23 protein-coding genes are annotated in these 25136 nt (G+C 72.0%); 13 read left to right on the top strand and 10 right to left on the bottom strand.

The genetic code is table 11. The features are described 5' to 3' along the window. Window positions 1-70: 70 nt before the first annotated feature. From ACWDEW_RS22225 to ACWDEW_RS22210, 4 genes are all read right to left on the bottom strand, one after another. Entirely contained in the window at window positions 71-1708 is a 1638-nt protein-coding gene (locus ACWDEW_RS22225; protein WP_450514676.1) for an APC family permease, read from the bottom strand. A gap of 166 nt (window positions 1709-1874) precedes the next feature. Beyond that, a complete protein-coding gene (locus tag ACWDEW_RS22220) occupies window positions 1875-2288 on the bottom strand; it encodes a CoA-binding protein (protein ID WP_450514675.1) in 414 nt (137 codons plus the stop codon). Window positions 2289-2454: 166 nt separating this feature from the next. After that, the gene (locus ACWDEW_RS22215) at window positions 2455-3009 is read right to left on the bottom strand and encodes a right-handed parallel beta-helix repeat-containing protein (protein WP_450514674.1); all 555 of its coding nucleotides are present in this window, start codon (window positions 3007-3009) and stop codon (window positions 2455-2457) included. A 318-nt stretch (window positions 3010-3327) separates the two neighbouring features. Continuing rightward, the gene (locus ACWDEW_RS22210; protein WP_450514673.1) at window positions 3328-5373 is read right to left on the bottom strand and encodes an AfsR/SARP family transcriptional regulator; all 2046 of its coding nucleotides are present in this window, start codon (window positions 5371-5373) and stop codon (window positions 3328-3330) included. A gap of 120 nt (window positions 5374-5493) precedes the next feature. On the opposite strand from ACWDEW_RS22210, the gene ACWDEW_RS22205 reads away from it, so the two are divergent. The 4 genes from ACWDEW_RS22205 to ACWDEW_RS22190 all read left to right on the top strand — a co-directional run bounded on the left by ACWDEW_RS22205 (window position 5494) and on the right by ACWDEW_RS22190 (window position 8104). Then, window positions 5494-6372 (top strand): alpha/beta fold hydrolase, encoded by an 879-nt coding sequence (locus tag ACWDEW_RS22205; protein ID WP_450514672.1) that lies wholly within the window; start codon window positions 5494-5496, stop codon window positions 6370-6372. Between the two features lie 64 nt (window positions 6373-6436). After that, window positions 6437-6769 (top strand): DUF190 domain-containing protein, encoded by a 333-nt coding sequence (locus tag ACWDEW_RS22200; RefSeq protein WP_450514671.1) that lies wholly within the window; start codon window positions 6437-6439, stop codon window positions 6767-6769. Between the two features lie 31 nt (window positions 6770-6800). After that, window positions 6801-7565 carry a hypothetical protein gene (locus ACWDEW_RS22195; protein ID WP_450514670.1) on the top strand — a complete coding sequence of 255 codons (765 nt, stop codon included), beginning with the start codon at window positions 6801-6803 and terminating at the stop codon, window positions 7563-7565. Next, window positions 7562-8104: a SixA phosphatase family protein gene (locus ACWDEW_RS22190; protein WP_450514669.1), complete on the top strand. Its 543-nt coding sequence runs from the start codon at window positions 7562-7564 to the stop codon at window positions 8102-8104. The genes ACWDEW_RS22195 and ACWDEW_RS22190 overlap by 4 nt, the downstream gene beginning before the upstream one ends. 8 nt (window positions 8105-8112) lie before the next feature. On the opposite strand, the gene ACWDEW_RS22185 is transcribed toward ACWDEW_RS22190, so the two are convergent. Together ACWDEW_RS22185 and ACWDEW_RS22180 are read right to left on the bottom strand one after the other, a co-directional pair. Then, on the bottom strand, window positions 8113-8937 hold the full coding sequence (locus tag ACWDEW_RS22185) for an SDR family oxidoreductase (RefSeq protein WP_450514668.1): 825 nt from the start codon (window positions 8935-8937) through the stop codon (window positions 8113-8115). Between the two features lie 5 nt (window positions 8938-8942). Then, complete coding sequence (locus tag ACWDEW_RS22180) at window positions 8943-10928, bottom strand: amino acid transporter (protein ID WP_450514667.1); 1986 nt, start codon at window positions 10926-10928, stop codon at window positions 8943-8945. A 134-nt stretch (window positions 10929-11062) separates the two neighbouring features. Here ACWDEW_RS22180 and ACWDEW_RS22175 point away from each other — a divergent pair, with 134 nt between their 5' ends. Both ACWDEW_RS22175 and ACWDEW_RS22170 read left to right on the top strand, forming a co-directional pair. Further along, window positions 11063-11269: a hypothetical protein gene (locus ACWDEW_RS22175; protein ID WP_450514666.1), complete on the top strand. Its 207-nt coding sequence runs from the start codon at window positions 11063-11065 to the stop codon at window positions 11267-11269. A gap of 9 nt (window positions 11270-11278) precedes the next feature. Next, on the top strand, window positions 11279-11905 hold the full coding sequence (locus tag ACWDEW_RS22170; protein WP_450514665.1) for a YigZ family protein: 627 nt from the start codon (window positions 11279-11281) through the stop codon (window positions 11903-11905). Window positions 11906-11928: 23 nt separating this feature from the next. Here ACWDEW_RS22170 and ACWDEW_RS22165 read toward each other — a convergent pair whose 3' ends face one another. Together ACWDEW_RS22165 and ACWDEW_RS22160 are read right to left on the bottom strand one after the other, a co-directional pair. Then, the gene (locus ACWDEW_RS22165; protein WP_450514664.1) at window positions 11929-13899 is read right to left on the bottom strand and encodes a protein kinase domain-containing protein; all 1971 of its coding nucleotides are present in this window, start codon (window positions 13897-13899) and stop codon (window positions 11929-11931) included. Window positions 13900-13997: 98 nt separating this feature from the next. Next, window positions 13998-14744: an IclR family transcriptional regulator gene (locus tag ACWDEW_RS22160; protein WP_450514663.1), complete on the bottom strand. Its 747-nt coding sequence runs from the start codon at window positions 14742-14744 to the stop codon at window positions 13998-14000. An 81-nt stretch (window positions 14745-14825) separates the two neighbouring features. Between ACWDEW_RS22160 and ACWDEW_RS22155 the strand changes: the two genes are divergently transcribed. The 5 genes from ACWDEW_RS22155 to ACWDEW_RS22135 all read left to right on the top strand — a co-directional run bounded on the left by ACWDEW_RS22155 (window position 14826) and on the right by ACWDEW_RS22135 (window position 21707). After that, complete coding sequence (locus ACWDEW_RS22155) at window positions 14826-15089, top strand: MATE family efflux transporter (protein WP_450514662.1); 264 nt, start codon at window positions 14826-14828, stop codon at window positions 15087-15089. After that, window positions 15065-15292 (top strand): hypothetical protein, encoded by a 228-nt coding sequence (locus tag ACWDEW_RS22150; RefSeq protein WP_450514661.1) that lies wholly within the window; start codon window positions 15065-15067, stop codon window positions 15290-15292. The genes ACWDEW_RS22155 and ACWDEW_RS22150 overlap by 25 nt, the downstream gene beginning before the upstream one ends. A gap of 102 nt (window positions 15293-15394) precedes the next feature. After that, entirely contained in the window at window positions 15395-17047 is a 1653-nt protein-coding gene (locus ACWDEW_RS22145; protein WP_450514660.1) for a glycosyltransferase, read from the top strand. 450 nt (window positions 17048-17497) lie between these two features. Next, window positions 17498-18661 carry an exonuclease SbcCD subunit D gene (locus ACWDEW_RS22140; protein ID WP_450514659.1) on the top strand — a complete coding sequence of 388 codons (1164 nt, stop codon included), beginning with the start codon at window positions 17498-17500 and terminating at the stop codon, window positions 18659-18661. Window positions 18662-18716: 55 nt separating this feature from the next. Next, window positions 18717-21707: an AAA family ATPase gene (locus ACWDEW_RS22135; RefSeq protein WP_450514658.1), complete on the top strand. Its 2991-nt coding sequence runs from the start codon at window positions 18717-18719 to the stop codon at window positions 21705-21707. An 11-nt stretch (window positions 21708-21718) separates the two neighbouring features. Here the strand turns inward: ACWDEW_RS22135 and ACWDEW_RS22130 are convergent, their stop codons facing one another. Further along, window positions 21719-22165, bottom strand: a complete 447-nt coding sequence (locus ACWDEW_RS22130) for an Lrp/AsnC family transcriptional regulator (RefSeq protein WP_406462251.1) — start codon at window positions 22163-22165, stop codon at window positions 21719-21721. A 126-nt stretch (window positions 22166-22291) separates the two neighbouring features. On the opposite strand from ACWDEW_RS22130, the gene ACWDEW_RS22125 reads away from it, so the two are divergent. Continuing rightward, window positions 22292-22732: a rhodanese-like domain-containing protein gene (locus ACWDEW_RS22125; protein WP_450514657.1), complete on the top strand. Its 441-nt coding sequence runs from the start codon at window positions 22292-22294 to the stop codon at window positions 22730-22732. Between the two features lie 102 nt (window positions 22733-22834). Next, window positions 22835-23353 (top strand): immunity 21 family protein, encoded by a 519-nt coding sequence (locus tag ACWDEW_RS22120; RefSeq protein ID WP_450514656.1) that lies wholly within the window; start codon window positions 22835-22837, stop codon window positions 23351-23353. A gap of 76 nt (window positions 23354-23429) precedes the next feature. Here ACWDEW_RS22120 and ACWDEW_RS22115 read toward each other — a convergent pair whose 3' ends face one another. Next, entirely contained in the window at window positions 23430-25121 is a 1692-nt protein-coding gene (locus ACWDEW_RS22115; protein WP_450514655.1) for a DUF885 domain-containing protein, read from the bottom strand. Between the last annotated feature and the right edge of the window lie 15 nt (window positions 25122-25136).

The raw sequence follows: 25136 nt of genomic DNA, 5'->3' as shown, positions 1-25136 counted from the left end.
TCCCGACAACACGAATCCGGCCGCCTGGACCAGGCGGCCGGATTCGTGTTGCCGGGTGAGGAGGGACGGATCAGTGCGCGGGCGCGTCCGTGATCACGACCTCGTCGATGCTGCGCTCGATGTCCTCGACCGTGGACGACGTCGCCTTGGCCCAGTAGTAGATGCCGAGGGAGAAGACGGCGATGACCAGGATGTCCCACCACAAGGGGATGTTGCCCTGGCCGCCGAAGCCGCCCTGCCAGGAGATCAGGCCCATGCCCAGCAGGTAGACCGGCAGCCACTGCGCCGCCTTGAAGTCCAATCGGGGCGCGTCCGGCAGGTTGTTGCTGTGGGCGTAGTAGGCGTAGCCGCCGAGCAGCAGATAGCCGAGCAGGATCGCCAGGCCGAGCCGCCACAGGGTGTCCCAGCCCGCCCAGTAGATGATCAGGTTGGCGACCACGAACGACAGCGGGGAGAGCACCTTGCCGGCCGGCAGCCGGTACGGGCGTTCCAGGCGCGGCAGCTTGTCGGCGAAGACGCCGTAGGCCAGCGGAGCGCCCGCGTACATCAGCACGCTCGCCGAGGTGATGAAGCCGACCAGCTTGTGCCAGCTGGGGAACGGCAGGAAGCAGATCACGCCGGTGATGAAGGACATGATCAGGCCGAACCACGGCACACCGCGCGCGTCGGTCTTCGTGAAGAGCTTGGGGGCGTAGCCGTTCTTCGCCAGGCCGTAGGAGACCCGTGAGGTGGCCGTGGTGTAGATCAGGCCGGTGCCGCCGGGGGAGATGATCGCGTCCAGGTAGAGGATCCAGGCCAGCCAGCCGAGACCGATCAGAGTCGTCAGGCCGGCCCACGGGCCGCTGTCGCCCTTGAACGCGAGGTGGCCCCAGCCGTTGGCGAAGCTGCTGTGCGGCAGTGCGGCGATGAACACCACCTGGAGCAGGACGTAGATGACGGCACCGATCGCGACCGAGCCGAGCGTGGCGCGCGGCAGGTCCCGCTTCGGGTTGCGGCTCTCGCCCGCCAGCTGGATGGCCTGCTCGAAGCCGAGCAGCGCGAAGATGATGCCGCTGGTGCTGATCGCGGTGAGGACGCCCTTGGCGCCGAAGGGCGCGAAGCCCTCCGAGTGGAAGTTGGCGGGGTGGAAGTTGCTCGCGGCGACGATGAAGATCGCGCCCAGCGGAACGGCGATCTTCCACCAGGTCGCGGCGCTGTTGGTGTGCGCGAGCACTCGTACGCCGAAGAAGTTCACCGCGACGAAGACGGCCATGAGCACGACCGCCACCAGCAGTCCGCTGGCCGTCAGGGTCTTGTCGGCGTGCTGGAAGTGCTTCGCCCACGACCAGTGGCCGGCGTAGCCGATCATGGCCTCGACCTCGATCGGCGCCACGGTCGCGGCCTGGAGCCAGGAGAACCAGCCGAAGGACATGCCCGCAAGGCCGCCGAAGGCGTAGTGCGGGTAGCGGGCCGTACCGCCCGCGACCGGGAACATGCCGCCGAGTTCGGCGTGCACCAGCGCCAGCAGCACGATCGCGACCGCGCCGATCACCCACGAGATGATCGCCGAGGGACCGGCCTGGATGACGGCGTCGTGCGCGCCGTACAGCCACCCGGAGCCGATGATCGAGCCGACCGATGCCCACGTCAGCCCGATCAGACCGACGTCCCGCCGCAAACCGCTCGGATCCCTGGTGGCCTCCGGGACGAGTTTGTCAACACTCACCATGTCAAGGGGCCTCTCGAAGTCAGCACGGATGCTTAACGGACGGGAGGCCTCAGGCTAGGAATGAATGAATTCTTACAGAAGTCCGTTGCCTGAAATTTTACTTGTCTTCGAGGTCTTCTTTGACATGCCCACAGGCTTCTTACGGTGTCCTCATGCTGTGCCGGTCTCAGCCGCGGCCGAGCCTCGGGATCTCGATCGCCGGGCAGCGGTCCATCACCATCTCCAGGCCCGCTGCCCGGGTCCGCTCGTACGCGGCCTCGTCGATCACGCCCAACTGGAACCAGACGGCCTTCGCCCCCTGGGTGACCGCCTCGTCCGCGACCGCCCCGGCGAGGTCGCTGTTGACGAACACGTCGACGACGTCGACCTCGAAGGGGATGTCCGCGAGCGAGGCGTACCCCTGCTCGCCGTGCACCGTCTCCGCCTTGGGGTGGACGGGGACGACGCGCTTGCCGAAGATCTGCAGAACCTCCGCCACGCCGTAAGCGGCACGGGACCGGTTCGAGGACAGGCCCACGACCGCCCAGGTGTCACCGGACTCGGTGAGGATCTTGCGGACCGTTGCTGAGTCGCCGTACACGCTCGGCCTCCTTGGTGTGCGTGCGGAGTCTGACGCGTGGCACAACGGCGCACGGCGGGCGGGGATTCCCTCGGTCGGAGACCACCGAGGTGTTGCGGCCCTTGTCGTAGTGGTTGTCGGCGATCTTGATCCCCGTGCTGCCGTGGAAGACGAAGAGCGAGGAGGTCTACGGCGGCTCGTCCGGGGTGGCCAGGCGGCGGACCGTGTTGCCGGTGAAGGTGAAGCCGCCGACGCTCTTGGCGTTGACGACCGTCACGTCACCGATGTCGAAGGAGTTGTGCTCGACCTTGATGTCGTGGTGCACCGGGTTCGCCGGGTCGACGACCTGGTTGGTCGGTTCGACGAAGATGACCGGGCCGGTGGGCCGGGTGAACGTGTTGTCGCGGATCGTCAGGTCGGCGACCGGGCCGGACTCGTACCACTGGTAGGCGTCGGCGGAGACGTAGATGCTCGCCATGGACATCGCGTCGAAGCGGTTGCCGCTGATCAGGACGGGCTTGCGGGTGGTGACCAGGATGCCGCGGGTCGGGACGTTGCGGAAGGTGTTGCCGGAGATGACGACCGACGGGGTGGCCGTGATGTTCTCGACGACCGTGCCGCCGATCTGCACCGCGGCGGGCACCGGCCGGTCGAAGGTGACGTTCATCGTGGTGAGCGGCTTGTCGTGGTCCATGCCGCTGGGGCCGTCCACGGCCGTGACCTTCGCGTGCGGGTCGGCCACCGGGGTCATCGTGCGCTGGGTGGTGAACTCGACCTCGTCGCCCGGGGCGAACTGTGGGAACCCGGCGGTCTACGGGTGCTCGTAGTCGAGGGTGAGGGTGTTCGGGCCCGGCTACCAAGCTGACGAACAACTCCCGCAAGGGCTCCTACAGTTGGGAGGCCCGCTTCCCCGGCGTCCACAAGAAGATCAAGGTCGACGGCGTCGCACAGCACGTGCGGGTGAAGACGGTCCACGGCGTGACCTGCACCTACGCGACACCGACGGTCCGGGCCGGGGCGACGACGGTCGTGCAGGTCGGCGACTGACGCGAACTCCCGCTCACCGAGGGCCCCGTAGCGCGTCGGCGAGATCGTCGAGGTACCGCGCGACGGGGCCCAGCGAGAGCAGACCGCTGCCCGCCCCGGCCAACTCGGCTGCGGCGGGCGCCAGTTCGTCCCTCGCCCGCTCCATCGTGCCCCGGTCGCCCACGGCGAGCGCCGCCCGCGCGGCCAGGCACCACAGTGCCTCGAACAGCAGGTCGCGCGGCGGCTCCGGAAGCGAACGCAGCGCGTCCCGGGCGTCGTCGGGCCGCCCCTGGGCCAGCGACACGAGCGGGCGGGCCCACGGTTCGTACGGCCCCCAGTCGATGTGCCCGCCGGTCTGCGCGGGCCGCCCGTACCGCACCCGCAGACACAGCAGGGCCAGCGGCAGCAGCCCGTCCTCCAGCCCGGGCATTCCGGCTCCGTCCAGCCGCCGCGCCGCATCCTGGTAGGCCGCCTCCACGTCCACGGGCCGCGCACTCCCGGCCTCGGCGAGCCGCAGCACCCGATACCACTGGGTGAACACGCCCACCAGCGGCAGTTCATGACGCTCCGCCAGCTCCTCGGCGGCTGCCGCGTGCCGGTCCGCTCCGCCGAAGTCGGCGAGGGCGCTACGGGCCTGGAGCCGGACGAGACGGCCGAGCACCTCGTGGGTGACGAGGCCGTGCCGGGCGGAGATCGCGACCAACTCGGCCCCGATCCGGTCCCGTTGCGGGGCCAGACCGGCGCGCTGGAAGGTCTGCATGAACACCCCGTTGAGGGCGAAGACCACAAGCGCGGGGTCGTTGAGCCGGCGGGCGATGTCCTCCGCCTGGCGGGCGGCCTGGGGCCCGCGCGCGGAACGCGTACCGCGCGACTCCAGAGCGATCGTCGCCAACAGGCGGGCCCGCACCGCGAGATGGGCGTCCGGCGGAAGTTCGGCAAGGGTGCGCTCGGCGGCGGCCACGGTCTCCGCCGCCAGCCCGGGGTCGTCGGCACGGGTCCAGATCGCCGGGACGTCGTAGGCGCCGATCACCCGGGCGGTGAGCACCGGGTCGCCCAGTTCCGCCGCCGCCGCGATCGCCGCGAGCCGGTGCCCACGGGCCGCCTCCAGCCCGCCACCACCGGTCACCGCGAGATCCCGCAACAGCCCCACCGCCGACTCCAGCCGCACCCGGGCACCGGCCGCCACGGTCCGGTCGTAGGCGGCGGTGGCGGCGGACCATACCTGCTCGGCGGGACCACTGTCCGCTTGCGACCGGCTTTGTTCGTGCGGGCCGCTGGATACCTGTGCCTGCTTCCGAGGACTGCCGGGCCCGGTGTCCAGGTGCGGAGCATGCGCCAGGACGTCCGCCTCCAAGCGGCGCAGGGCCGGCCCGGGGTCCGCTCCGAGTTGTTCCACGAGGAGGGCGCGGGCCCGGCGCAGTACCGCGAGTGCGTCGCCCTGGCGGCCGGTGCGGTACAGGGACAGTGCCAGCAGTCGCCAGGCGTTCTCGCGCCACGGGTGTTCGGCCGCATGCTCGTCCAGGTCGGGCACCGCCTCCGCGGCCCGGCCCAGGGCGAGTTGGGTCTCGGCCCGGCGTTCGACGGCGTGCAGGCGCAGCTCGGCGAGGCGTGAGCGTTCCGTGCGGGCCCAGGTCTCGGTGCCGAAGTCGGCGTAGGCCGGGCCCCGCCACCAGCCGAGCGCCTCCTCCAGCCGGGCCAGTGCCCGCTCCTCCGGCAGGGCACCGGCGGCGGTCACCGCTCGCTCGAAGCGCCAGGCGTCCACGGCATCCGGCGCGGCCCGCAGCGCGTACCCCGGCCCCTCGGTGACCAGCAGCCGGGCCGGTGCGCGCGGCGGGCGCTCCGGTTCCAGGGCCCGGCGCAGCGCGGCTACGAAGGTGCGCACCGCGCCCACGGCGTCGGCGGGCGGCTCCGCACGGCCCGCCCACAGATCCTCGACCAGCCGCCCGACCGGGACGACCCGGCGCCGGGCCACGAGCAGCCGGGCCAGCACCGCCCGGTGCCGAGGTCCCCGCAGGGCGATCACGTCCCCGGCACCGTCCCAGGCCGTCACCGGCCCCAGCACCCCGAACGCGACCTCCATCACCGACCACCCTTTCCGGGGGCATCGCCCCAGGTCACGGTAGCGCGCTCACCCGTTGCTCATCGGCGCGCGGCAGGCTCGGAGAAAGCACTCACAGCACGGACGAAAGCAGGGCGCACCATGCCACCGACCATCCCCGGCTTCACCTACCACCGCGTTCCCGTCGCGGACGGCGTCTCCCTGAACGCGGCCGTGTCCGGTTCGGGCAGCCCGCTCGTGCTGCTGCACGGCTTCCCGCAGACCCACCTCATGTGGCGCGAGGTCGCCGCCGACCTCGCGGCCGACCACACCGTCATCTGCCCCGACCTGCGCGGCTACGGCGCGAGCGACAAGCCCGCCGACACCGACGGCTCCGGCTACGCCAAGCGCACCATGGCCGGCGACATCGTGGCCCTCGCCCAGGCCCTGGGACACGACCGCTTCGCACTCGCCGGCCACGACCGCGGCGCCCTCGTCGCCTTCCGCGCCGGACTCGACCACCCGGACAGGATCACGCACCTGGCCTGTCTCGACGTACTCCCCACCCTCGACATGTGGGACGTGCTGCACGGCGTCACCGCAGCCGTCGGCTTCCACCTCTACCTCATGGCCCAACCGCCGGGCCTGCCAGAGGAGTTGATCGCCGCCGCGCCCGACGCGTTCTTCGGCCACTTCCTCGACCTCTGGACCAACGACCCGCACGTGATCCCCGCCGACGTCCGCACCGCCTACCTGGACGCCTGTCGCGCCGCGGTCCCCTCGATCGTCGCCGACTACCGCGCCTCCGCCGGCGTCGACCTCGCCCACGACCGGGCCGACCGGGACGCCGGAAACCGGCTGCGGATGCCGGTCGCCGTGCTCCAGCAGGACTGGGGCGCCGCCCTCGGCTTCGACGCGGCGGCCCTGTGGCGCGCCTGGGCGCCGGACCTGCGGCACTCCACCGTGACCTGCGGCCACTTCATGGCGGAGGAGGCACCCGCCGACGTGGCCAAGGCACTGCGGGACCTGCTCGCCCGCTGACCGCGTTCCCCCTTTCCGACCCGCGCAGTACCGTCGGGACAGTCCCTACGGCAGGGGGTGCCCGATGCCCGCGCCCGACCCGCTCGCCGCACGTCTCACCATCCATCTCGACGCGGCCGCGCTCTGGCACCACAGGCCGGCCTACGCCGAACTCGTCCACCGCGCCCACCGCGAGGGCCTCGCCGGAGCGAGCGTCTTCCACGGCGTGACGGGGTTCGGCGCGGGCGACCCCAAGGCCCGGCACCTCCGCGATCACGGGCCCTGCCTGGTGATCATCGTGGACGACGAGCGACGGCTGCGTTCGTTTCTGCCGTGCGTGGCCGACGTGTTGGGAGAGACCGCGGCCGTCGCGACCCTGGACCAGGTACGGATCCATGTGCCGGACAACCTCGCGTGAACCCCGCGACTCCGGCCTGAACAGAGCGAACATGCGTGCGTACGGCCCTCCACCCGCCTACGCTCGGGCCGTGCTGCGCATCATCGACGCCCGAACCGGCGACTCCACCGAAGCCGCCCCCGCCCGCCGTGGCCTGACCAGGGTCGAGGCGCATGCGTCGGGCCTCGATCACACGGCACTACGTGTCCTCCTCGTCGCCGACCTCCTCGTGCGCGCCCTCGAACTCGGCGGCACACCCGTGTGGGCCCTGCTCACCGGCGACCACGAGCAGGCCGAACTCCGTGCCGCCGCCGTGGCGTTGGGCATCCGCCCGTTCGAGGACGGCGGAGACCTCGGCTCCGGACTGGGAGAGGCCCAGGTCCTCCACGTGGCCGCCGGGAGCGGCGCGACACCCGGGGGAGCCCTGGTCGCCGTAGCGCCCGTCGAATCTCCTACGACCGCTGCCCCGGACCTCTCCGACCCGGGTGCGTTCCGGCTCGCCCTGCTCTCGCAGCGACGGGACCTGCCGCTGCGGCTCGACGCGGACGGGCTGGACGAGGCGCGGCGGACCCTCGCGCACTGGCGGGCGTCGGTCGCCGACTGGGCGCGGCGGCCCTCGCGGCCGGTGCCCGACGAGGTGCGCGTCGAGCTGCGGAGCGCCTGGGAGAACGACCTCGACGTGCCTGCCGTGCTGGGGGTGCTGCGGCGGGTGGAGACCTGGCCCGAACTGCCGGACGGTGCCCGCTTCGAAACCTACGCCTACGCCGATCGGCTGCTCGGGCTCGAACTCACCCGTGACATCGGGTCGTTGACGTGAGCGCCCGTGCCGGGGCCCGCCCGCTGCGCCGACTGGTGGTGCTGCGGCATGCCAAGTCCGCCTGGCCCGCGGGCGTTCCCGACCAGCTGCGGCCGCTCGCCCCGCGCGGTCTCCGCGACGCCCCGGCCGCCGGGATCGCGCTCGCCGAGGCGGACTCCCTGCCGGACCTCGCGCTGTGCTCCACGGCCGTACGGGCGCGCCGGACCTGGGAGTTGGCGTCGGCGCAGTGGGGCACCCCGCCACCGGTGCGGTACGAACCGCGGCTCTACGCGGCCGACGTGGAGGATCTGCTCGACGTCGTGCACCAAGTGCCGCACGAGATCGAGACGTTGCTCCTCGTCGGGCACAACCCCGGCCTGGAGGAACTGGTCCTCGAACTCGCCGGCGACAGTCTCGACGACACGCTCGACGAGGTCCGGGTGAAGTTCCCGACCTCGGCGATCGCGGTCCTGGCCTGGCACGGCCGCACCTGGCAGGACCTCGCCCCGGGCACCGCCCTGCTGACGGGCCTGACCGTGCCGAGGGGCAGGAAGAAGTAGGCCCGGTTCTAGGGGAGTTGGAGGAACTCCCGGGCTCCGCGCAGGGGTGTGCCCAGCCGCTCCCGGGTGGCTCGGCCGTCGAGGCGGACGTCGAGGGCCATGGACGTGCCCGCTCCGCGCCCGGCGGGGAGCCGGCGCGCGTCGAGGCCGTCGCGTCGGGCGATGAGCACACCGAGTTCGTGGCGGCTCAGGGCGTCCGGACCGGCCAGGTGGAACATGCCCGAAGCGTCGGACCGGGCGAGTTCCAGCAGGGCGGCGGCCAGATCCCCGACGTGGACCGGGCAGCGGACGACATCCGTGAACAGGACGCCTTCGCGGGCACCCGCGGCCAGTTCGTGCACCATGCGCTCGTGCGCGGAGCCGCCGTGTCCGATGATCAGCGAGGTGCGCGCGACAGCGGCGGCCGGTGTCAGAAGGCGTACGGCGGTCTCCGCGGCGGCCTTCGCCGCGCCGTACGGGGTGACCGGGTCGGGCGGGCACGACTCGTCGTAGGAGACCCGCGAACCGGAGAACACGGCGTCGCTGGAGACATGGATCAGCCGGCGGCCGTGGCGAGCCGCGGCCATCGCCACGCGGACCGAACCGTCGGCGGTGACCGCCCAGTCGCTCAGTCCGCTGGTCGCGTTGATGATCGCGTCCGGGGTCAACTCGGCCAGGAGGTCGTCGAGTTGAGCGGGCGCGCGAAGGTCGACCCGGTGCCAGGAGACACCGGGTGCGTGACCGTCGGGGCGCGAGGAGCAGTACGTCGCCGCCGTGGACCAGCCCGCCGCGCTCGCCCGGCGGACGAGTTCTGTGCCCAGGAAGCCGCTGGCGCCGACGACAAGGACCCGCACGGCGGTCAGCCGACGTGGACGCGGGGCCGCCGGTGCCGGTCCGGTTCCGCGCGGCGCAGTACCTCGCGGGTGACCGGTGCGACCTCGCCGTCGCCGAAGACCAGGAAACGGATCAGATGACTGAACGGGTTGCCCTCGGTCCAGTCGAAGTAGGCGTGCGGGACCTCCCCGGTGCGGTCCCGCAGGGCCAGCAGGACCGCGGCGATCGAGTTGGGCACCGTGGGGCCCTCGACCCGGAGCCGCCGTACCCCGTACTTCTTGTCGCCGTGCACGGCGATGTCCGCGGTGAAGTCCGAGGAGTCGCGCACGATGACCTCCACGAAGAGCACCGGGCCGCCGTCCGGGATATGGGTGTGCTCGCGCTGGCTGTACTCCTTGGCGCGGTACTCCCGACTGCTGTGCTCCTGCGGCTCGTTGGCGATCAGCCGCAGGGGGCCGGAGCGGGCCGCCTCGTCGATGAACCGGGCCGCCGTGTCGTCGAACGTGACCTCGGCGGCGCGGAGTTCGAAGGCGCGGTGGATGCGGGAGCCGAACGACGTCGTCAGGATCAGCACGATGAAGATCCCGGCGATCTTGATGCCGTCGGGCCGTTCGACGACGTTCGCGACCAGCGTGTAGGCGAACACGGCCGTGATCGCGCCGAACCCGAGCGTCGCCTTCCGATGCCCCCGCTTGTGCACGGTGACCGTGGAGGCGAAGGCGGCCGAGAGCATCAGCACCAGCACACCCGTCGCGTACGCGCCGCTCTGCGCGTCGACGCTCGCGTGGAACCACAGGGTGATCAGGACGGCCGCCACCATGAACACGAGCACCAGCGGACGCACCGCCCGCGTCCACTCCGGGGCCATGCCGTAGCGCGGCAGATAGCGGGGGACGAGGTTCAGCAGCCCGGCGAGCGCGGAGGCGCCCGCGAACCACAGGATGGCGATCGTCGACATGTCGTAGATCGTGCCGAAGACCTGGCCCAGGTGCTGGTGCGCGAGGTAGGCGAGGGCGCGTCCGTTCGCCGGGCCGCCGGTCTTGAAGGCGCTCTGCGGGATGAGGATCGTCGTCGCCAGGCTGGACAGCAGCAGGAAACCGGACATGATCACGGCGGCCGTGGTGAGCAGCTTGCGGGTCTCCCGGATACGGCCCGTGGGCTTCGCCCAGGTGTCCGTCGGATCGCCCTTGACCTGCGGCATCACCGCCACACCCGTCTCGAAGCCGGACATGCCGAGCGCGAGCTTCGGGAACACGAGCAGGGCGACACCGACCATCGCGAGCGGCGAGGAGTGCGCGGCCGTCATCGCGTCCGTCCAGTCGCCGATCTTCACCGGATGGCTCAGCACCTCCCACGCGGACACCGCGAGGACCACGAGATTGAGGGTGAGATACGTGCCCACCAGCACCACGGCGATCCCGATGGCCTCCCGGAACCCCTTGAGGAAGACCGCGCCCAGCGCGCCGACCAGCACCAGCGTGATCCAGGTGTTCTCGCCGTGCAGCCAGCCCGGCGCGAACGGGTTCTCCACGACGTGCGCCGCCGCGTCCGCCGCCGACAGAGTGACCGTGATCATGAAGTCCGTCGCCGCGAAGCCCAGCAGCACCAGCACGAAGATCTTCCCCGACCACCACGGCAGCAGCCGCTCCAGCATGGCGATCGACCCCTCGCCGTGCGGAGATTCGTGCGCCACCCGCCGGTACACCGGCAGTGCCCCCAGCAGCGTCAGCCCGATCAGTACGACCGTCGCCAGCGGTGACAGCAGCCCGGCCGCGAGCGCGGCGATGCCCGGCTGATAGCCCAGCGTGGAGAAGTAGTCGACGCCGGTCAGACACATGACCCGCCACCACCGGTGCCCCTCGTGCTCCGGGTTCGGCGTCGCGTGCGGCCCCGGGTGCCGGGCGCTCTGCTCGCTCAGCCCGTCCAGGAGCCAGGCCCGGCAGCGGTCGGCGGCGGACCCGGAACCACCGGACTCCGTGCTCTCCGTACTGTCCACCTGTGCGCCGGTCATGCTGAGAACTCCCTGCGATCGGACGACCGTGCCCGGTACCCGGGCAACGAGGAGCGAGTATCCACCACATCGTCACCCTCACCCGGACCGGGGGCGACCCACAGTCCGTTACGGAATCGCGCGATGATCTCCTGATGACCTCTCTCCTCGACGACGTGCGCACCAGCGCGGAATGGATCGCCCGCGCTCTCGACAGCTCCGGCCACCGGGCCATTCGGCTCAGGCTCCCCGACGGATCTGTCGTGCGGCCGGTGCGGCGCTCGACGAGGCGTTTCGCGAACGGTCCGCAGGACAGCGTCGTCGGTCACGCGGCGGCCCTGGGAGCGTTGGCGGCGAACTAGGCTGGCCGGATGCAGGACGAGTACCGCACAGTGGCCCGCCCGGGCGTGCACGAGACCGAGGTCAACCGCTCCCGTTTCCTGTGCGCCCTCGCCCCGGCGGGCACCGAGCAGGAGGCCCAGGACTTCGTCGCCCGGGTCCGCAAGGAGCACGCCGACGCCTCGCACAACTGCTTCGCCTACGTCATCGGCGCCGACGCGGCGATCCAGAAGGCGAGCGACGACGGAGAACCGGGCGGCACGGCCGGGGTCCCCATGCTCCAGATGCTGCTGCGCCGCGACATGCGGTACGTCGTCGCCGTCGTCACCCGCTACTACGGCGGCGTCAAGCTCGGCGCGGGCGGCCTCATCAGGGCCTACGGCGGCTCGGTCGGCGAAGCGCTCGACGCCCTCGGCACCCTCACCCGCCGCCGCTTCCGGCTGGTCACCGTGACCGTCGACCACCAGCGGGCCGGCAAGATCCAGAACGATCTGCGCGCCACCGGCCGCGAGGTCCGGGACGTCCGCTACGGCGAGGCGGTCACCATCGAGATCGGGCTGCCGGACGCCGACGTGGACGCCTTCCGGGTCTGGCTGGCCGATGCGACGGCGGGGACGGCGGCGCTGGAGCTGGGTGGCGAGGCGTACGGGGACGCCTGACCCCAACGGGGTGTGACGGTGCGTCAGGAGTGCCAGTTCCAGACCTGGTTGGAGCTGCCCGCGCAGCCGAAGGTCTGGACGGGCTGACCGTCCTGCCCCGACTCGGAGGCATCCGCGTCCAGACAGAGGCCGTCCGGGGCGCTGACCAGGGTTCCGGCGCCGCCCAGTCGCCACCGTTGCGCGCTCAGCCCGTCGCAGCTCCTGGCCCGGATCTTCGAGAAGTTCTGGCCGACCGTGCCGGCGTCGGCGTCCAGGCAGGAGTGGTTGCCCTGATTGACGACGAGGTACTGGGACGCGTGACCGGGCACCCGGTACAGCGCCCACTTCTGGGCCGCCGTGCCGTTGCACCCCCACACCTGCACCGCGGAGACGCGGGCGTCGAGGCACCGGGCGACATCGACGGCGTGCACGTTCTCGGTGACGGTCACCGAACCGGCCCTGACCGGTCCGCGCTCCGTGCCGTACAGCAGTCTCGCGGTCTGCGCGTCGACCGTCCCGCTCGGGGTGGTTCCGGCCTCGGTCTGGAACGCCTTCACCGCGTCGCTGGTCGCCGCCCCGTAGTCGCCGTCGACCGTGACGTGCAACCCGTAGCCGGCGAGGAGGAGTTGGAGGGCCTTGACGCAGTCGCCGTGGGAGTGCGAGGCGATCTCGGCGACGCAGGAGGCGATCCGGATGTCGAGGGTCGCGGGATCGTGGGTGGCCGGCGCCCTCGTCGGACTCTGCGACGCCCCGTTCTCCGTCCCCGGCAGGGTCGTGTCCGGGGTCGGTGAACCGCTCGTCGCCGAGGGCGAGTTCTCCGGTACGTCCGTCGCCGCCTCCGGCCCTGCACCGGCCGACGTCCCGCTGTCGTGGTGCAGCAGCAGCGTCGTGCCGCTGCCGGCGACCAGGACGGCAGCGGCGGCCACGGCTCCCACGATCAGCTTTCCGCGTCTTTTGGGCGCGAACCCCCGTTTCCCGGGCGCGACTTGAGGCTTACCGGGCTCGGGTGACGGCTCCGCAGGCGTCGTCACGGGAAGTACGGACGGAGAGATCGTGAGCCCGGGGGAGGCCACGCGCTCGGGAGCAGCCGCACGTGGCGGGTCCCCGACCGGCCCGGACAGCTGATGCCCGATGGCGGTCCTGAACACGGCTTCGGGCAACGGCCGTTGCTCGGGGTCCTTGTCCAGGCAGACGCGGATGAACGCGGCCAGGTCCGCGTCGACGGCCGCCACCTTGTCGAGGGTCTCCTCCCGGGGCGGGTCGAAGGCCACCCGGTGCAGCACGTCGACGCCCGTGCCCTCGCCGAACGGCGCCTCCCCGGCGACCGCGTAGGTGAGCGTGGAGGCCAGAGAGAAGACGTCCGAGGCGGCGGTGACCTCCTGGCCGCGGACCTGCTCCGGGGACATGTAGGCGGGGGTGCCCACATTCTGACCCGTGGTGGTGATCGAGGTGCCGTCGGTGGCCTGGACGACCCCGAAGTCGATGACGCGGGCGCCGTCGGCGCCCAGGATGACGTTGGACGGCTTGAGGTCGCGGTGCACCAGCCCCGCGCGCCAGATCGCCTCGATCGCCCGTCCCACGTCACCCATCAGCCGCCAGGCCGCCGCCGCGTCGACCGGTCCTCGCGCGTCGACCAGCTGGTCCAGCGTGGGCCCGGGTATGTACTCGGTGGCGACCCACACCAGGTCCTCGTCGCAGCCGCTGCCCAACAGCCGTACGATGTGCGCCCCTTGGATGCTGTCCAGGGCGCCGACCTCGCGCTCGAAGCGCCTGCGGAACTGCGGGTCCTCCGCGTACTCGGGACGGATCACCTTCACGGCGGCCGGGCCGGTGGAGCCGGTGGCGTCGCGGCCGAGATAGACCCGGCCCATCCCGCCGCTGCCCAGTACCGACAGCAACCGGTACGGGCCCGCCTGCCGGGGATCGCTCTTCCGCAACGGGACCACGGGCGGCGGTTCCATCCCCGCCGCCGCATAGGCCATCGTTTCGGACCGACCGCGGTACTCGACTGGCATGGGAACCCTGTGTCTCTCGCGTGGTGCGTGTGACGTGAGATTAGCGCAGCTCCCTTATGGGGCAGGGGAGTTGAGGGTTCCCTGTGGGGGCGGTCGCCTCAGGGACGATCCGTGTCGCCGAAGCTGCGCGAGATCGAGCGGGCGCAGGTCCGCGCCGCGGAGACCAGGGAGGTGCGCACCGGGCCGTCCGCGCAGACCCGGTCGGCGGACCCCGTGACGCTCACCGCCGCGACGGCGGCGCGCCGCCGGTCACGGATCGGCACCGCGATCGACGCCGTGCCGTCCCGGGCCGGTCCGGGAACGCAGGCCCAGCCGCGATCCCTGACGGCCTCCGGGCTGTCGGTGAAAGCCGGCGAACCGCCGTGAGCCGTCGAACTCGCGGGCGGCTCGGGCGAATCGGACGCGTAGGCGCCCAGGACCGCGCCCAGCGCCGTTCCCTCAAGTGGCACGACCGTGCCGGTCTCCAGGGTCTGTGGTGTGTTGTCGCAGCGGAAGACGTGATGGACGATCAGTACACCCGACAGGTGCGGCACGCCCACGTGCACCGCTTCCCCGGTGTCCCGGGCCAGGTCGTCGGCCCACGCCAGGGCATGGGTGCGCAGCTCGTGGGTCTGGAGGTACCTGCCGCCCAGCCGTGCCAGCTCGGCGCCCAGCCCGTACTTGCCGGACACCGGATCCTGCTCGACGAGGCCCTCCTGCCGCAGGGTGCGCAGGATGCCGTACACCGTGCCCTTCGGCAGACCGAGCGAGGCGGCGGCGTCGGAGAGACCGAGCCGTCCCTCACCGGCGGCCAGCAGCCGTAACAGCGCGGCGCCTCGGGACAGCGACTGGATGGGACCTGGCATGAAGTGAGTGTGGCATGCATCAATGCCCTGCGGAGTGGGGTAATTGAGACGCCGGGAGACCGGCATGCGGCGGGGGAGCGGATGAACAGGGGTGTGCTGATGGGCCGTTGGACCGGCGCCGGGGACGCCGAACGCGCCCGGCGGGTCCTGCTCGTCGCGCTGCGGATCCGCCTGTGGGCGACGGTGGCGGAGTCACTGCTCCTGATCCTGCCGCGGCACGACATCGCCGCCGCGTTCACCACCGACGAGCCGGTCCGCGCGATCGTCGGCTCCTACATCCTCATGACCTGTCCGTTCTTCTCCTCCTCCTCTACTCGGCGATGGCGGTCGTCCACGGCTTCCTGAACGGTATCGGCCGGACCGTCTTCCCCCTGGTCTGCACGATGCTGTCGTTGCTGGTCGCCCGGGTCCCCACCGCGTCCCTCCTGAAGGGGCCGCTCGGTCTGGACGGCGTCATCTGGGCCGTACCCGTCGGCTGGTTCATCGGCCTGGCCTACACCGCGTTCGCGGTACGCCGGTACCTCAAGGATCCGCCCACCATTTCGTAACCCCCGTACCAAGGGACGTACAACTTCTCCCCAACAGCAAGTGTCTGGTACGGCAACACCACTTGTCCCGGGGGGGATGTCTTGATCAAGGTGAGCGTTGTCGTGCCGGTGTACAACGCCGGTTCCTACATCGAGCGTTGTGCGCCGTCACTCGTCAACCAGAGCCTCGGAGCGGACGCCTACGAGGTCGTGTACGTCGACGACGGGTCGACGGACGACTCGGCCGAACGGCTCGGGCGGCTGGCCGGGGCGTACGCGCATGTGCGGGTCCACCGGCAGGAGAACTCCGGCTGGCCGGGCAGACCGCGGAACGTCGGCATCGATCTGTCCAGGGGGAAGTACGTCCAATTCGTGGACCAGGACGACGAGTTGTCGTACGAGGCGCTGGAGCGGCTGTACGCCCTGGCGGAGCGCAACGGGTCGGACATCGTGCTCGGCAAGGTGCACGGGACGATGCAGGGACCCAGCAATGTGTTCAAGCGGACCGTCGAGCGGTGCACCGCCGCCGACGCACCGCTCTTCGAGAGCCTGACGCCGCACAAGATGTTCCGCCGGGACTTCCTGCACGAGCACGGGATCCGCTTCCCGGAGGGCCGGGTCAGGCTGGAGGACCAGCTGTTCATGGCGCGCACCTATGTGCGGGCCAAGACCGTGTCGATACTGGGCAGTTACCCCTGCTATCGGTGGAACCGGCGGGAGGACGGCGGCAACAACAGCAGCCGCCGGATCACCCCCGACGACTACTACGGCCACCTCGGCAAGGTCGTCGAGGCGATCAAGGAGGGCACACCGCCGGGCGACCTCCAGGACCGGCTGCTGCGCCGTTCGTACCGGGTGGAACTGCTGCGGCCGGTGAGCGAACCCCGCGTGCTGCGGCGCAGCGGCAAGGAACTGGAGGCGTACTTCACCACCGTCCGCCGGATGGCGATGACGAGCTATCCGGCCGGGGTGAGCGAGGGGCTCCCGGCGATCAGCCGGCTGCGCGCGGAGTTGCTGGTGCGCGGCCGACTCGACTCCCTGGTCGAACTCGCCCGCCGTACCGAACAGATCAGGGCGCACGTCGAGGTCGACGACATGCGCTGGCGCAACGGCAGACTGGTGATCCGGACCCGGATCGGGATGGTCCGCGGCGACGGCGAACCGCTGACCGTCGTGGAGCGCGGCGGACGCACACTGCTCGACCCCGAACTCCTCGACGGCATCGGCGGAGCCGAGGACTGGGAGGTCCCCGACCCGTTCACCTCCGCGCACGGGGAACTCATCGTCCACGACACAGCGGGCAATCACTGGTGGTACCCCCACGGGGAGCTGACCCCGGTCCTGGAACCGCTCGGCGGAGACCGCCACCGGGTCGTCGTCACCGGCGAGACGGTCATCGACCCGCTGACCCTCACCGGAGACGAGCCGATGTCCCCCGGCGCCTACCAGGTCTGGGCCAGCGCCCAGCTGCTGGGAGTCGGCCGCCGCCCCCGGCTGACCCCGACCCCGGGCGGCTCCCGGATCATCCTCGGCACCGTCGCCGTAGGAGCACCCGCGCGCCTGGTCTCCCCGACCTGGGCGGGCCCCGGCGGCCAGCTCCGGCTCGCCGTCGGCGCCCCCGGCCGGATCGGCACCACCCGCCGACTCCTGCTGCGCACCGCCGCCGACCACCGCCTCCGCCACGGCGCCCGCGAGATCCTGCGCCGCCTCCCGACCGACACGAGCCGCACCGTCCGCGCCACGGCACGCCGGGCGGAGCGGTGGTTGCTGCGTTAGCGGGGCGGTGGGCGGGAGAGCCGGTTTGCGCTGGTCCGCGGTTCATCCGACGGGGGCGCCTGGTCCGGCACGTCGCACACGACAACGGCCCGGAGCCGTAAGGCGGTTGCCGCCGTGACAGCCGCCGCCGAGGCGCCGGAGTCCGACGACACCTGGCTGGCCGTGCCGTGCTCGGGCTGACGGCCGTCACCCAGGGCACGATCCTGTTCGGCGGCGAGGACATCGCCCATGCCGGCGGCGTCACGGCGGTTTCTGCACCCAGGTCGTCACCTGGGGCAAGCACCGCACGCCGATCCGCCGCCAGTTGCGCGACCTCGTGTACCAGGCCATGACATAAGGGGTGTTGAGTGCTGGCATAAGGGATATTTGTGGCGTTCCGCTCGGTGGGGCAGGCGGAAGAGTGTGGCCGTGGTGAAGCAGGGTGGCCACAGGCGCTAGCGTGGTGGCTCCATGAAACTGCTGCACACCTCCGACTGGCACCTGGGCCGGGCGTTCCACCGAGTGAACATGCTCGGGGCCCAGGCCGACTTCGTGACCCACCTCGTCGCCACCGTGCGCGAGCGCGCGGTGGACGCCGTGGTCGTGTCGGGAGACGTGTACGACCGTGCGGTTCCGCCGCTGGCCGCCGTCGAGCTCTTCGACGACACCCTGCACCGGCTCGCGGACCTGGGCGTGCCCACGGTGATGATCTCCGGGAACCACGACTCGGCCCGCCGCCTCGGCGTGGGCGCGGGACTGATCGACCGCGCGGGCATCCATCTGCGCACCGAGCCCTCGGCCTGCGGGACGCCCGTGGTGATTCCGGACGCGTTCGGGGACGTGGCCTTCTACGGGCTGCCGTATCTCGAACCCGCTCTGGTCAAGGCCGAGTTCGGGGTGGAGAAGGCCGGGCACGAGGCGGTGCTGGCCGCCGCCATGGAACGCGTCCGCGCCGACCTCGCCGGCCGGGCGCCCGGCACCCGGTCCGTGGTCCTCGCGCACGCCTTCGTCACCGGCGGCGAGGCCAGCGACAGCGAGCGGGACATCACCGTCGGCGGGGTCGCCGCCGTACCGGCCGGGGTCTTCGACGGCGTCGACTATGTGGCGCTGGGGCATCTGCACGGCGCGCAGACCATCACCGGGCGCGTGCGCTACTCGGGCTCCCCGCTGCCGTACTCCTTCTCCGAGTCCGACCACCGCAAGAGCATGTGGCTCGTCGACCTGGACGCCGACGGGACCATCGGCGCCGAGCGCGTCGACTGCCCGGTGCCGCGTGAACTGGCCCGGATCCGGGGCGCGTTGGAGGACCTGCTCGACGATCCGGAGCTCGCGCGGCACGAGGAGGCGTGGGTCGAGGCGACGCTCACCGACCCGGTGCGCCCGGCCGACCCCATGGCCCGGCTCACCGAACGCTTCCCGCACACCCTCAGCCTGGTCTTCGACCCCGAGCGGTCCCCGGACGACCCCGACGTGTCCTACGCCAGGCGCCTCGCGGGCCGCAGCGACCAGGAGATCGCCGACGACTTCGTGGCCCATGTGCGCGGCGCCGGACCCGACGAGGACGAACAGACCGTGCTCCAGGAAGCGTTCGACGCGGTGCGCGCGGACTCGGTGGTGCGGGAGGTGACGCCGTGAACGGGCGGCCTTCGGCGCGAGCGAGCGTGCGGTTCTCGGCAGGAGGGGGCGTGCGATGAGGCTGCACCGGCTCGACATCACCGCCTTCGGGCCCTTCGGCGGCTCGCAGACCGTCGACTTCGACGAACTGTCCTCCGCCGGTCTCTTCCTCCTGCACGGCCCGACCGGCGCCGGCAAGACCTCCGTCCTGGACGCCGTCTGCTACGCGCTCTACGGCTCGGTGCCCGGCGTCCGCCAGAGCGGCCAGGGGCTCACCCTGCGCAGTGACCACGCGGCGCCCGCCACCCGCACCGAGGTCCGGCTCGAACTGACCGTCGCCGGGCGGCGGTTGGAACTCACCCGGCAGCCGCCCTGGGCCCGCCCCAAGAAGCGCGGCACCGGCAGCACACTGGACAAGGCACAGAGCTGGCTGCGCGAGTACGACGCGACGGCCGGCACCTGGAAGGACCTCAGCCGCTCGCACCAGGAGATCGGCGAGGAGATCACCCAGCTGCTCGGGATGAGCCGGGAGCAGTTCTGCCAGGTCGTGCTGTTGCCCCAGGGCGAGTTCGCGCGGTTTTTGCGCTCCGACGCGGAGGCGCGTGGCAAGCTGCTCGGCCGGCTCTTCGACACCCACCGCTTCGCCGAGGTCGAGAAGCGGCTCGCCGAGCGGCGGCGCGCCACCGAGGCCCAAGTCCGCCAGGGCGACGCCGAGTTGCTGGCCGACGCGCACCGCATGCAGCAGGCCGCCGGGGACGCCATGGAGCTGCCTGACCTCGCACCGGGCGAGCCCGGCCTAGCCGCCGAGGTGTTGGGCGCGGCGGCCGTCGCCCGCAGCACCGCGCGCGAGCAGCTGACCATCGCGCACAGCCGCCTCGGCGCCGCCGAGTCCGCCCAGACGGCCGCCGACCGCGAGCTTGCCGACGTACGCGAACTGGCGCGCCTGCAAAAGCGGTTCGCGCAGGCCCGGGAGCGGGCCGCGCTCCTGGAGGAGCGCGCCGACGGCTATCGGCAGGCGCAGGCCCGGATGGAGCGGGCGCGCAAGGCGGCGGCGGTGGCGCCGGCGCTGGAGCTGCGGGAGGCGGCCGACACCGAGCACCGGGAAGCCGCCCGGGCCGAGGCGCGCGCGCGTGACCTGTTGCCGGAGACCTTCGCGGACGCCGGAGCGGCCGGACTCACCGCTGCCGCCCGCCGGGCCGCCGAGGAGCTGGGCGGCCTGGAGTCGGCCCGCCGGGCCGAACAGCGCCTGACCGAACTCGGCCTGGAGCGCACCGAGTTGGACCGGCAGGAGCGCGCCGACGAGGACGTACGGCAGGAGGCCGAGGCCTGGCTCGCCGGGTGGGACACCAACCGCGCGGAGCTGCGGACGCGGATCGAGTCCGCCCAGGAGGCGGCCAACCGGGCCGAACAGCTCGCCGTGCGCCGCGAGCCCGCCGAGCGCAGGCTCCGGGCGGCCCGGCAGCGGGACCAGTTCGCCGCTGACACGGAGGACGCCCAGCAGCAGGTGCTCGCCCTTGCCGAACGCGCCGTCGGGGCCCGCGCCCACTGGCTCGACCTCAAGGAACAGCGGCTGAACGGCATCGCCGCCGAACTCGCCGCCCACCTCACCGACGGCGAACCCTGCGCGGTCTGCGGTGCCTCCGAACACCCCGCGCCCGCACGCAAGTCGACAGGACACGTCGACCGCGCGGCCGAGGAACAGGCCTTCACCGCCCACCAGCACGCCGAGGAACAGCGCACCGAGGCCGAGCGCCGCCTCGGTGTCGTACGGGAAGCCCTCGCCGCCGCCACGGCGGAGGCGGGGGACACACCGACCGGTCAACTCGCCGACGAAGTGGCAGAGTTGGAGCGGCTGTACGAGCAGGCGCGCCGGGACGCCTCCTGGCTGCACCCCGCGACCGAGGAACTGCGGCGGGCCGAGCAGGAGCACGACCGGCGGACCACGATCCAGCAGGAGGCCGCCCTCAGAGCCGCCTCCCGTGCGGCCCTTCGCGACACCCTGGACCGCGAACGCGCCTTGCTGGAGGAGGAGTTGGTGCAGACGCGGGGCACCGCGGACAGTGTGGCGGCGCGCGCCGCCCAACTGGAGCGGCAGGCCGCGCTCCTCACCGACGCCGCCGATACCGCACGGGTCGCCGAGGACACCGCGCAGCGCCTCAAGGACGCCGACGCACGGCTGGCCGACGCCGCCTTCCGCGCCGGGTTCGAGACCCCGCAGGCGGCTGCCGACGCACTCCTGGACGACGGTGCCCATCGCGAACTCCAACGGCGCCTGGACGCCTGGCAGTCGGAGGAGGCCGCCGTACGGGCGGTCCTCGCGGAGGCCGACACCGCCGCAGCCGCCCAGCAGCCGTCCGCCGACCCGGACGCGGCGGAGCGGGCCGCGAGCGCGGCCGAGCGGCGGACCCGGGACGCGGCCTCGGCGCGCGACGCGGCGGCCCGGCGCTGCACCGAGCTCGACCGGCTCTCCGCCCGGTCGGCGGCCGGGGCCCGTCAACTGGCGCCGCTGCGCGAGGAGTACGACCGGGTGGCCCGCCTCGCCGCCCTCACCGCGGGCACCTCGGCGGACAACGAACGCCGGATGCGCCTGGAGTCGTACGTCCTCGCCGCCCGCCTGGAACAGGTCGCCGCCGCCGCGACCGTACGGCTTCGGCGCATGTCGTCCGGCCGCTACACCCTCGTCCACTCCGACGACCGGGCCGGGCGCGGCCGCAGCGGACTCGGGCTGCACGTCGTCGACGCGTGGACCGGGCGGGAGCGGGACACGGCGACACTGTCCGGAGGCGAGACATTCTTCGCCTCGCTCGCCCTCGCGCTCGGACTCGCGGACGTGGTCACCGACGAGGCCGGCGGGGTCCGGCTCGACACCCTCTTCATCGACGAGGGCTTCGGCAGCCTCGACGAACAGACCCTCGACGAGGTCCTCGACGTCCTCGACTCCCTGCGCGAACGGGACCGCAGCGTCGGCATCGTCAGCCATGTCGCCGACCTGCGGCGGCGCATCCACGCGCAGCTGGAGGTCGTGAAGGGGCGGGCCGGGTCGGCCGTACGGCAGCGAGGCCAGTGAGGTCAGTGAGGTCAGTGACCGAGTGGCCGGCGGGGGAGCGGTGAGGAGTAGACGACGCTGGTGGTGACCGAGCCCAGCGCGCCGATCCGCCCCGAGACCTCCTCCAGGTGGCGCATCGAGCGGGCCGCGACCTTGATCATGAAGCAGTCGTCGCCCGTGATGTGATGCGCCTCCAGGATCTCCGGCGTCACCGCGACCAGGTCGTGGAACGGCTTGTAGTTGCCGTTCGGATAGCGCAGCCGCACGAACGCCAGGATCGGCAGACCGAGCCGCTCCGGGTCCACGACCGCCGTGTACCCCTGGATCACCCCCGCCTCCTCCAGCCGCCGGACCCGCTCGGTGACCGCGCTCGCGGACATGGACACGGCTCGGGCCAGCTCGGCGAAACCTGCCCGGCCCTCCCTCTGGAGGACGTCGAGGATGCGCCAGTCGGTGGCGTCCGGGGAATAAGCGGTCATTCTTGAGAAATAGCAGGGGAATCCCCGGCGGATCAAGCGGTACGCCGGGAATCATCACTTCAGGGGCCGGGTCGCCGACCGTAGATTTCCGGGTGTCAGGACACCTCGGTGAAAGGCCGGTCATCCATGAGCAGCACCACCCCCGCGGCCGCCGCCGCCCACTTCCGCGCGAGCCTCGCCTTCCACACCGACGTCTCCGACGTCGCCGCCGCGCTCGCTGCCGGCGACCCCGCCTTCGTCCTCCTGGACTCACGCTCCACCGAGTCCTGGGACCAGGGCCACATCCCCGGAGCGGTCCACCTCCCCACCGCGCTCATCCCCGAACAGGCCGGGCAACTCCTCGACAGGTCCGTGCCGGTGGTGACGTACTGCTGGGGCCCGGGCTGCAACGGCGCCACCCGCGCGGCCCTCGCCCTCGCCGAACTCGGTTACCAGGTACGGGAGATGCTCGGCGGCTTCGAGTACTGGGTGCGCGAGGGCTTCGAGTTCGAGACCTGGCCGGGGCGGGAACGACGTGCGGCCGACCCGCTGACCGCCCCGGTGGGTGTGGGCGCCTGCGGCTGCTGAAACCGGGGCCGACCGTGAACGGGCAGTACCCGCAGGCGAGTTGGCGGCGCGCAGGGGCTCGAACCATGAACATGTGGGCTCGCTGTGCGTTAGGTTCTGCCCATGGCGCGATACGCGGAGCCGGACACGGCGGTGCAGTGGGTGGAATCGGGCGGCGGGCCGCTCATCGCGGTACCGGAGACGGTACTGCCGTTCTGGACGGGAGCCGACGGCGACGAGACGGCCTCGGACTACGACCGGGCGTGCGAGGTCGGCGGCTGCGTCGGCCTGCTGCCGGTGGGGGACAGTGCGGCCCTGGTCCTGGGCGACGAACCCGCCTCGACGGCCTTCCTGCCGGAGCACGGCACCTTCGTACGGTGGTGTGCCGCGGACTCCGAGGACGAGGTGCTGGCCGGTGTGCCCGCCGCGCTCGCCGACGCGACCTGGGAGTACGAGGTGCGGTGGGACGTACCCGGACCGCTGGTCCTCTTCGACTCGGCGTGGCCCGGGCGGGATTCGGAAGGCACCGAGCATCTCAAGGTCGACCTGGAACCGGGCCGCTACACCGTCCGCGCGGGCCGCGCCCAGCCGGGCCCGGAGACCTGGCTGGGCCTTGTGCAGCTACGACGACTTTCCAACTGACCTGGGGCTGAAAGGACTTCGGCCCCAGATGCCAACTGGCCCGGGGCCGACGGGACGTCCGCCCCAGGCGTCGGCGTCAGAGCTGCGACAACTCGTCCACCAGGTCGTCAAGGCCGAGCGAACCCTGTGACAGCGCGGCCATGTGCCACGCCTTCAGGTCGAAGTCGTCGCCGTGCCGCTGACGCGCGTTCTCCCGGCCCAACAACCAGGCCCGCTGGCCGAGTTTGTAGCCGATGGCCTGGCCCGGGATCGTGAGATAGCGGGTCAGCTCGCTCTCCACGAAGTCCGCCGGACGGCTGCTGTGCGATCCGAAGAACTCCTGCGCCAGCTCGGGCGTCCACCGCTCACCGGGGTGGAACGGCGAGCCCGCCGGGATCTCCAGCTCCAGATGCATGCCGATGTCGACGATGATCCGGGTGGCCCGCATCATCTGCCCGTCCAGGAAGCCGAGTCGCTCCTCCGCGTCGGCCAAGTAGCCCAGCTCGTCCATCAGTTGCTCCGCGTACAGCGCCCAGCCCTCGGCGTTGGCGCTGACCATGCCGACGGACGCCTGGTAGCGGGACAGGTCCTCGGCGACATGCGCCCACTGGGCGAGCTGGAGGTGATGGCCGGGGACGCCCTCGTGGTACCAGGTCGAGACGAGGTCGTAGACCGGGAACCGGGTCTGTCCCATGGTCGGCAGCCAGGTGCGGCCAGGCCGCGAGAAGTCCTGCGAAGGCTGCGTGTAGTACGGCGCCGCCGCACTGCCCGGTGGCGCGATCCGCGACTCCACCCGCCGTACCCGCTCGGCGAGTTCGAAGTGGGTGCCGTCCAACTCCTCGATCGCCCGGTCCATCACACCCTGGAGCCAGTCACGGACCTCGTCGACACCCTCGATGTGCCGCCCGTGCTCGTCGAGGTGGGCCAGCGCCACCCAAGGGGTCTCGGCGCCGGGCAGGATCTTCTCGGCCTCCCGCTTCATCTCCGCGAGCAGCCGGTGGTACTCGGACCAGCCGTACGCGTACGCCTCGTCGAGGTTCAGCTCCGTGCCGTTGTAGTAGCGCGCCCAGCGCGCGTACCGCTCGCGGCCCACCGTGTTCGGCGCGCCCTCGATCGCCGGCGCGTACACGTCTCGCAGCCAGTCCCGCAGCTCCACCAGGGCCGCGGTCGCCCCGCGGGCGGCCTCGTCCAGCTCGGCACGCAGGGACTCGGGTCCGGCCGCGGCGAAGTCCTCGTACCAGCCGCGCCCCTCGCCGCCCGGGTCCGACCACTCGGTGAGCTGGCCGATGAACGTGGCCGTCGGGCGCGGGCCCGCGAACAGCTTCCGATCCAGGCCCAGTTGGAGGGACTCGCGGTAGCCGGCCAGCGCGGTGGGCACCGCGCGCAGCCGCTCGGCGATCGCCGCCCAGTCCTCTTCGGTCTGGGCCGGAGTCACCGTGAACACATCACGCACGGAGTGCGCGGGGGTGTGGATGTTGCCCACCTCGCGCAGACCCTCCTCCGTCTCGTGCACACCGAGTGCGGCGGTCAGCCGTTCGCGCAGCAGGCGCGCGCACCGGCGCTCGACACCACTGTCCGCGCCGGGTCGGCGCTCTGCCTCGTCGAGCTTCGCGAGGGTCGCCCGCTGAAGCTCCGCGAGTCGTTCCTGACCTGCGGGGGAGAGGTCGGGCAGCCTGCTCGAACTCTCCTTCACGCCGAGATACGTACCGATGACCGGATTGAGGGCGATGAGGTCGTCGACGTAGGCGTCGGCGACCTGCCGGGGCAGCGGAGTGGGGGTCTGCGACATGGGGACCATCCTCGT

It is taken from the genome of Streptomyces sp. NPDC001100 (assembly GCF_053598575.1).
This window is presented reverse-complemented; position numbering and strand designations above follow the sequence as displayed.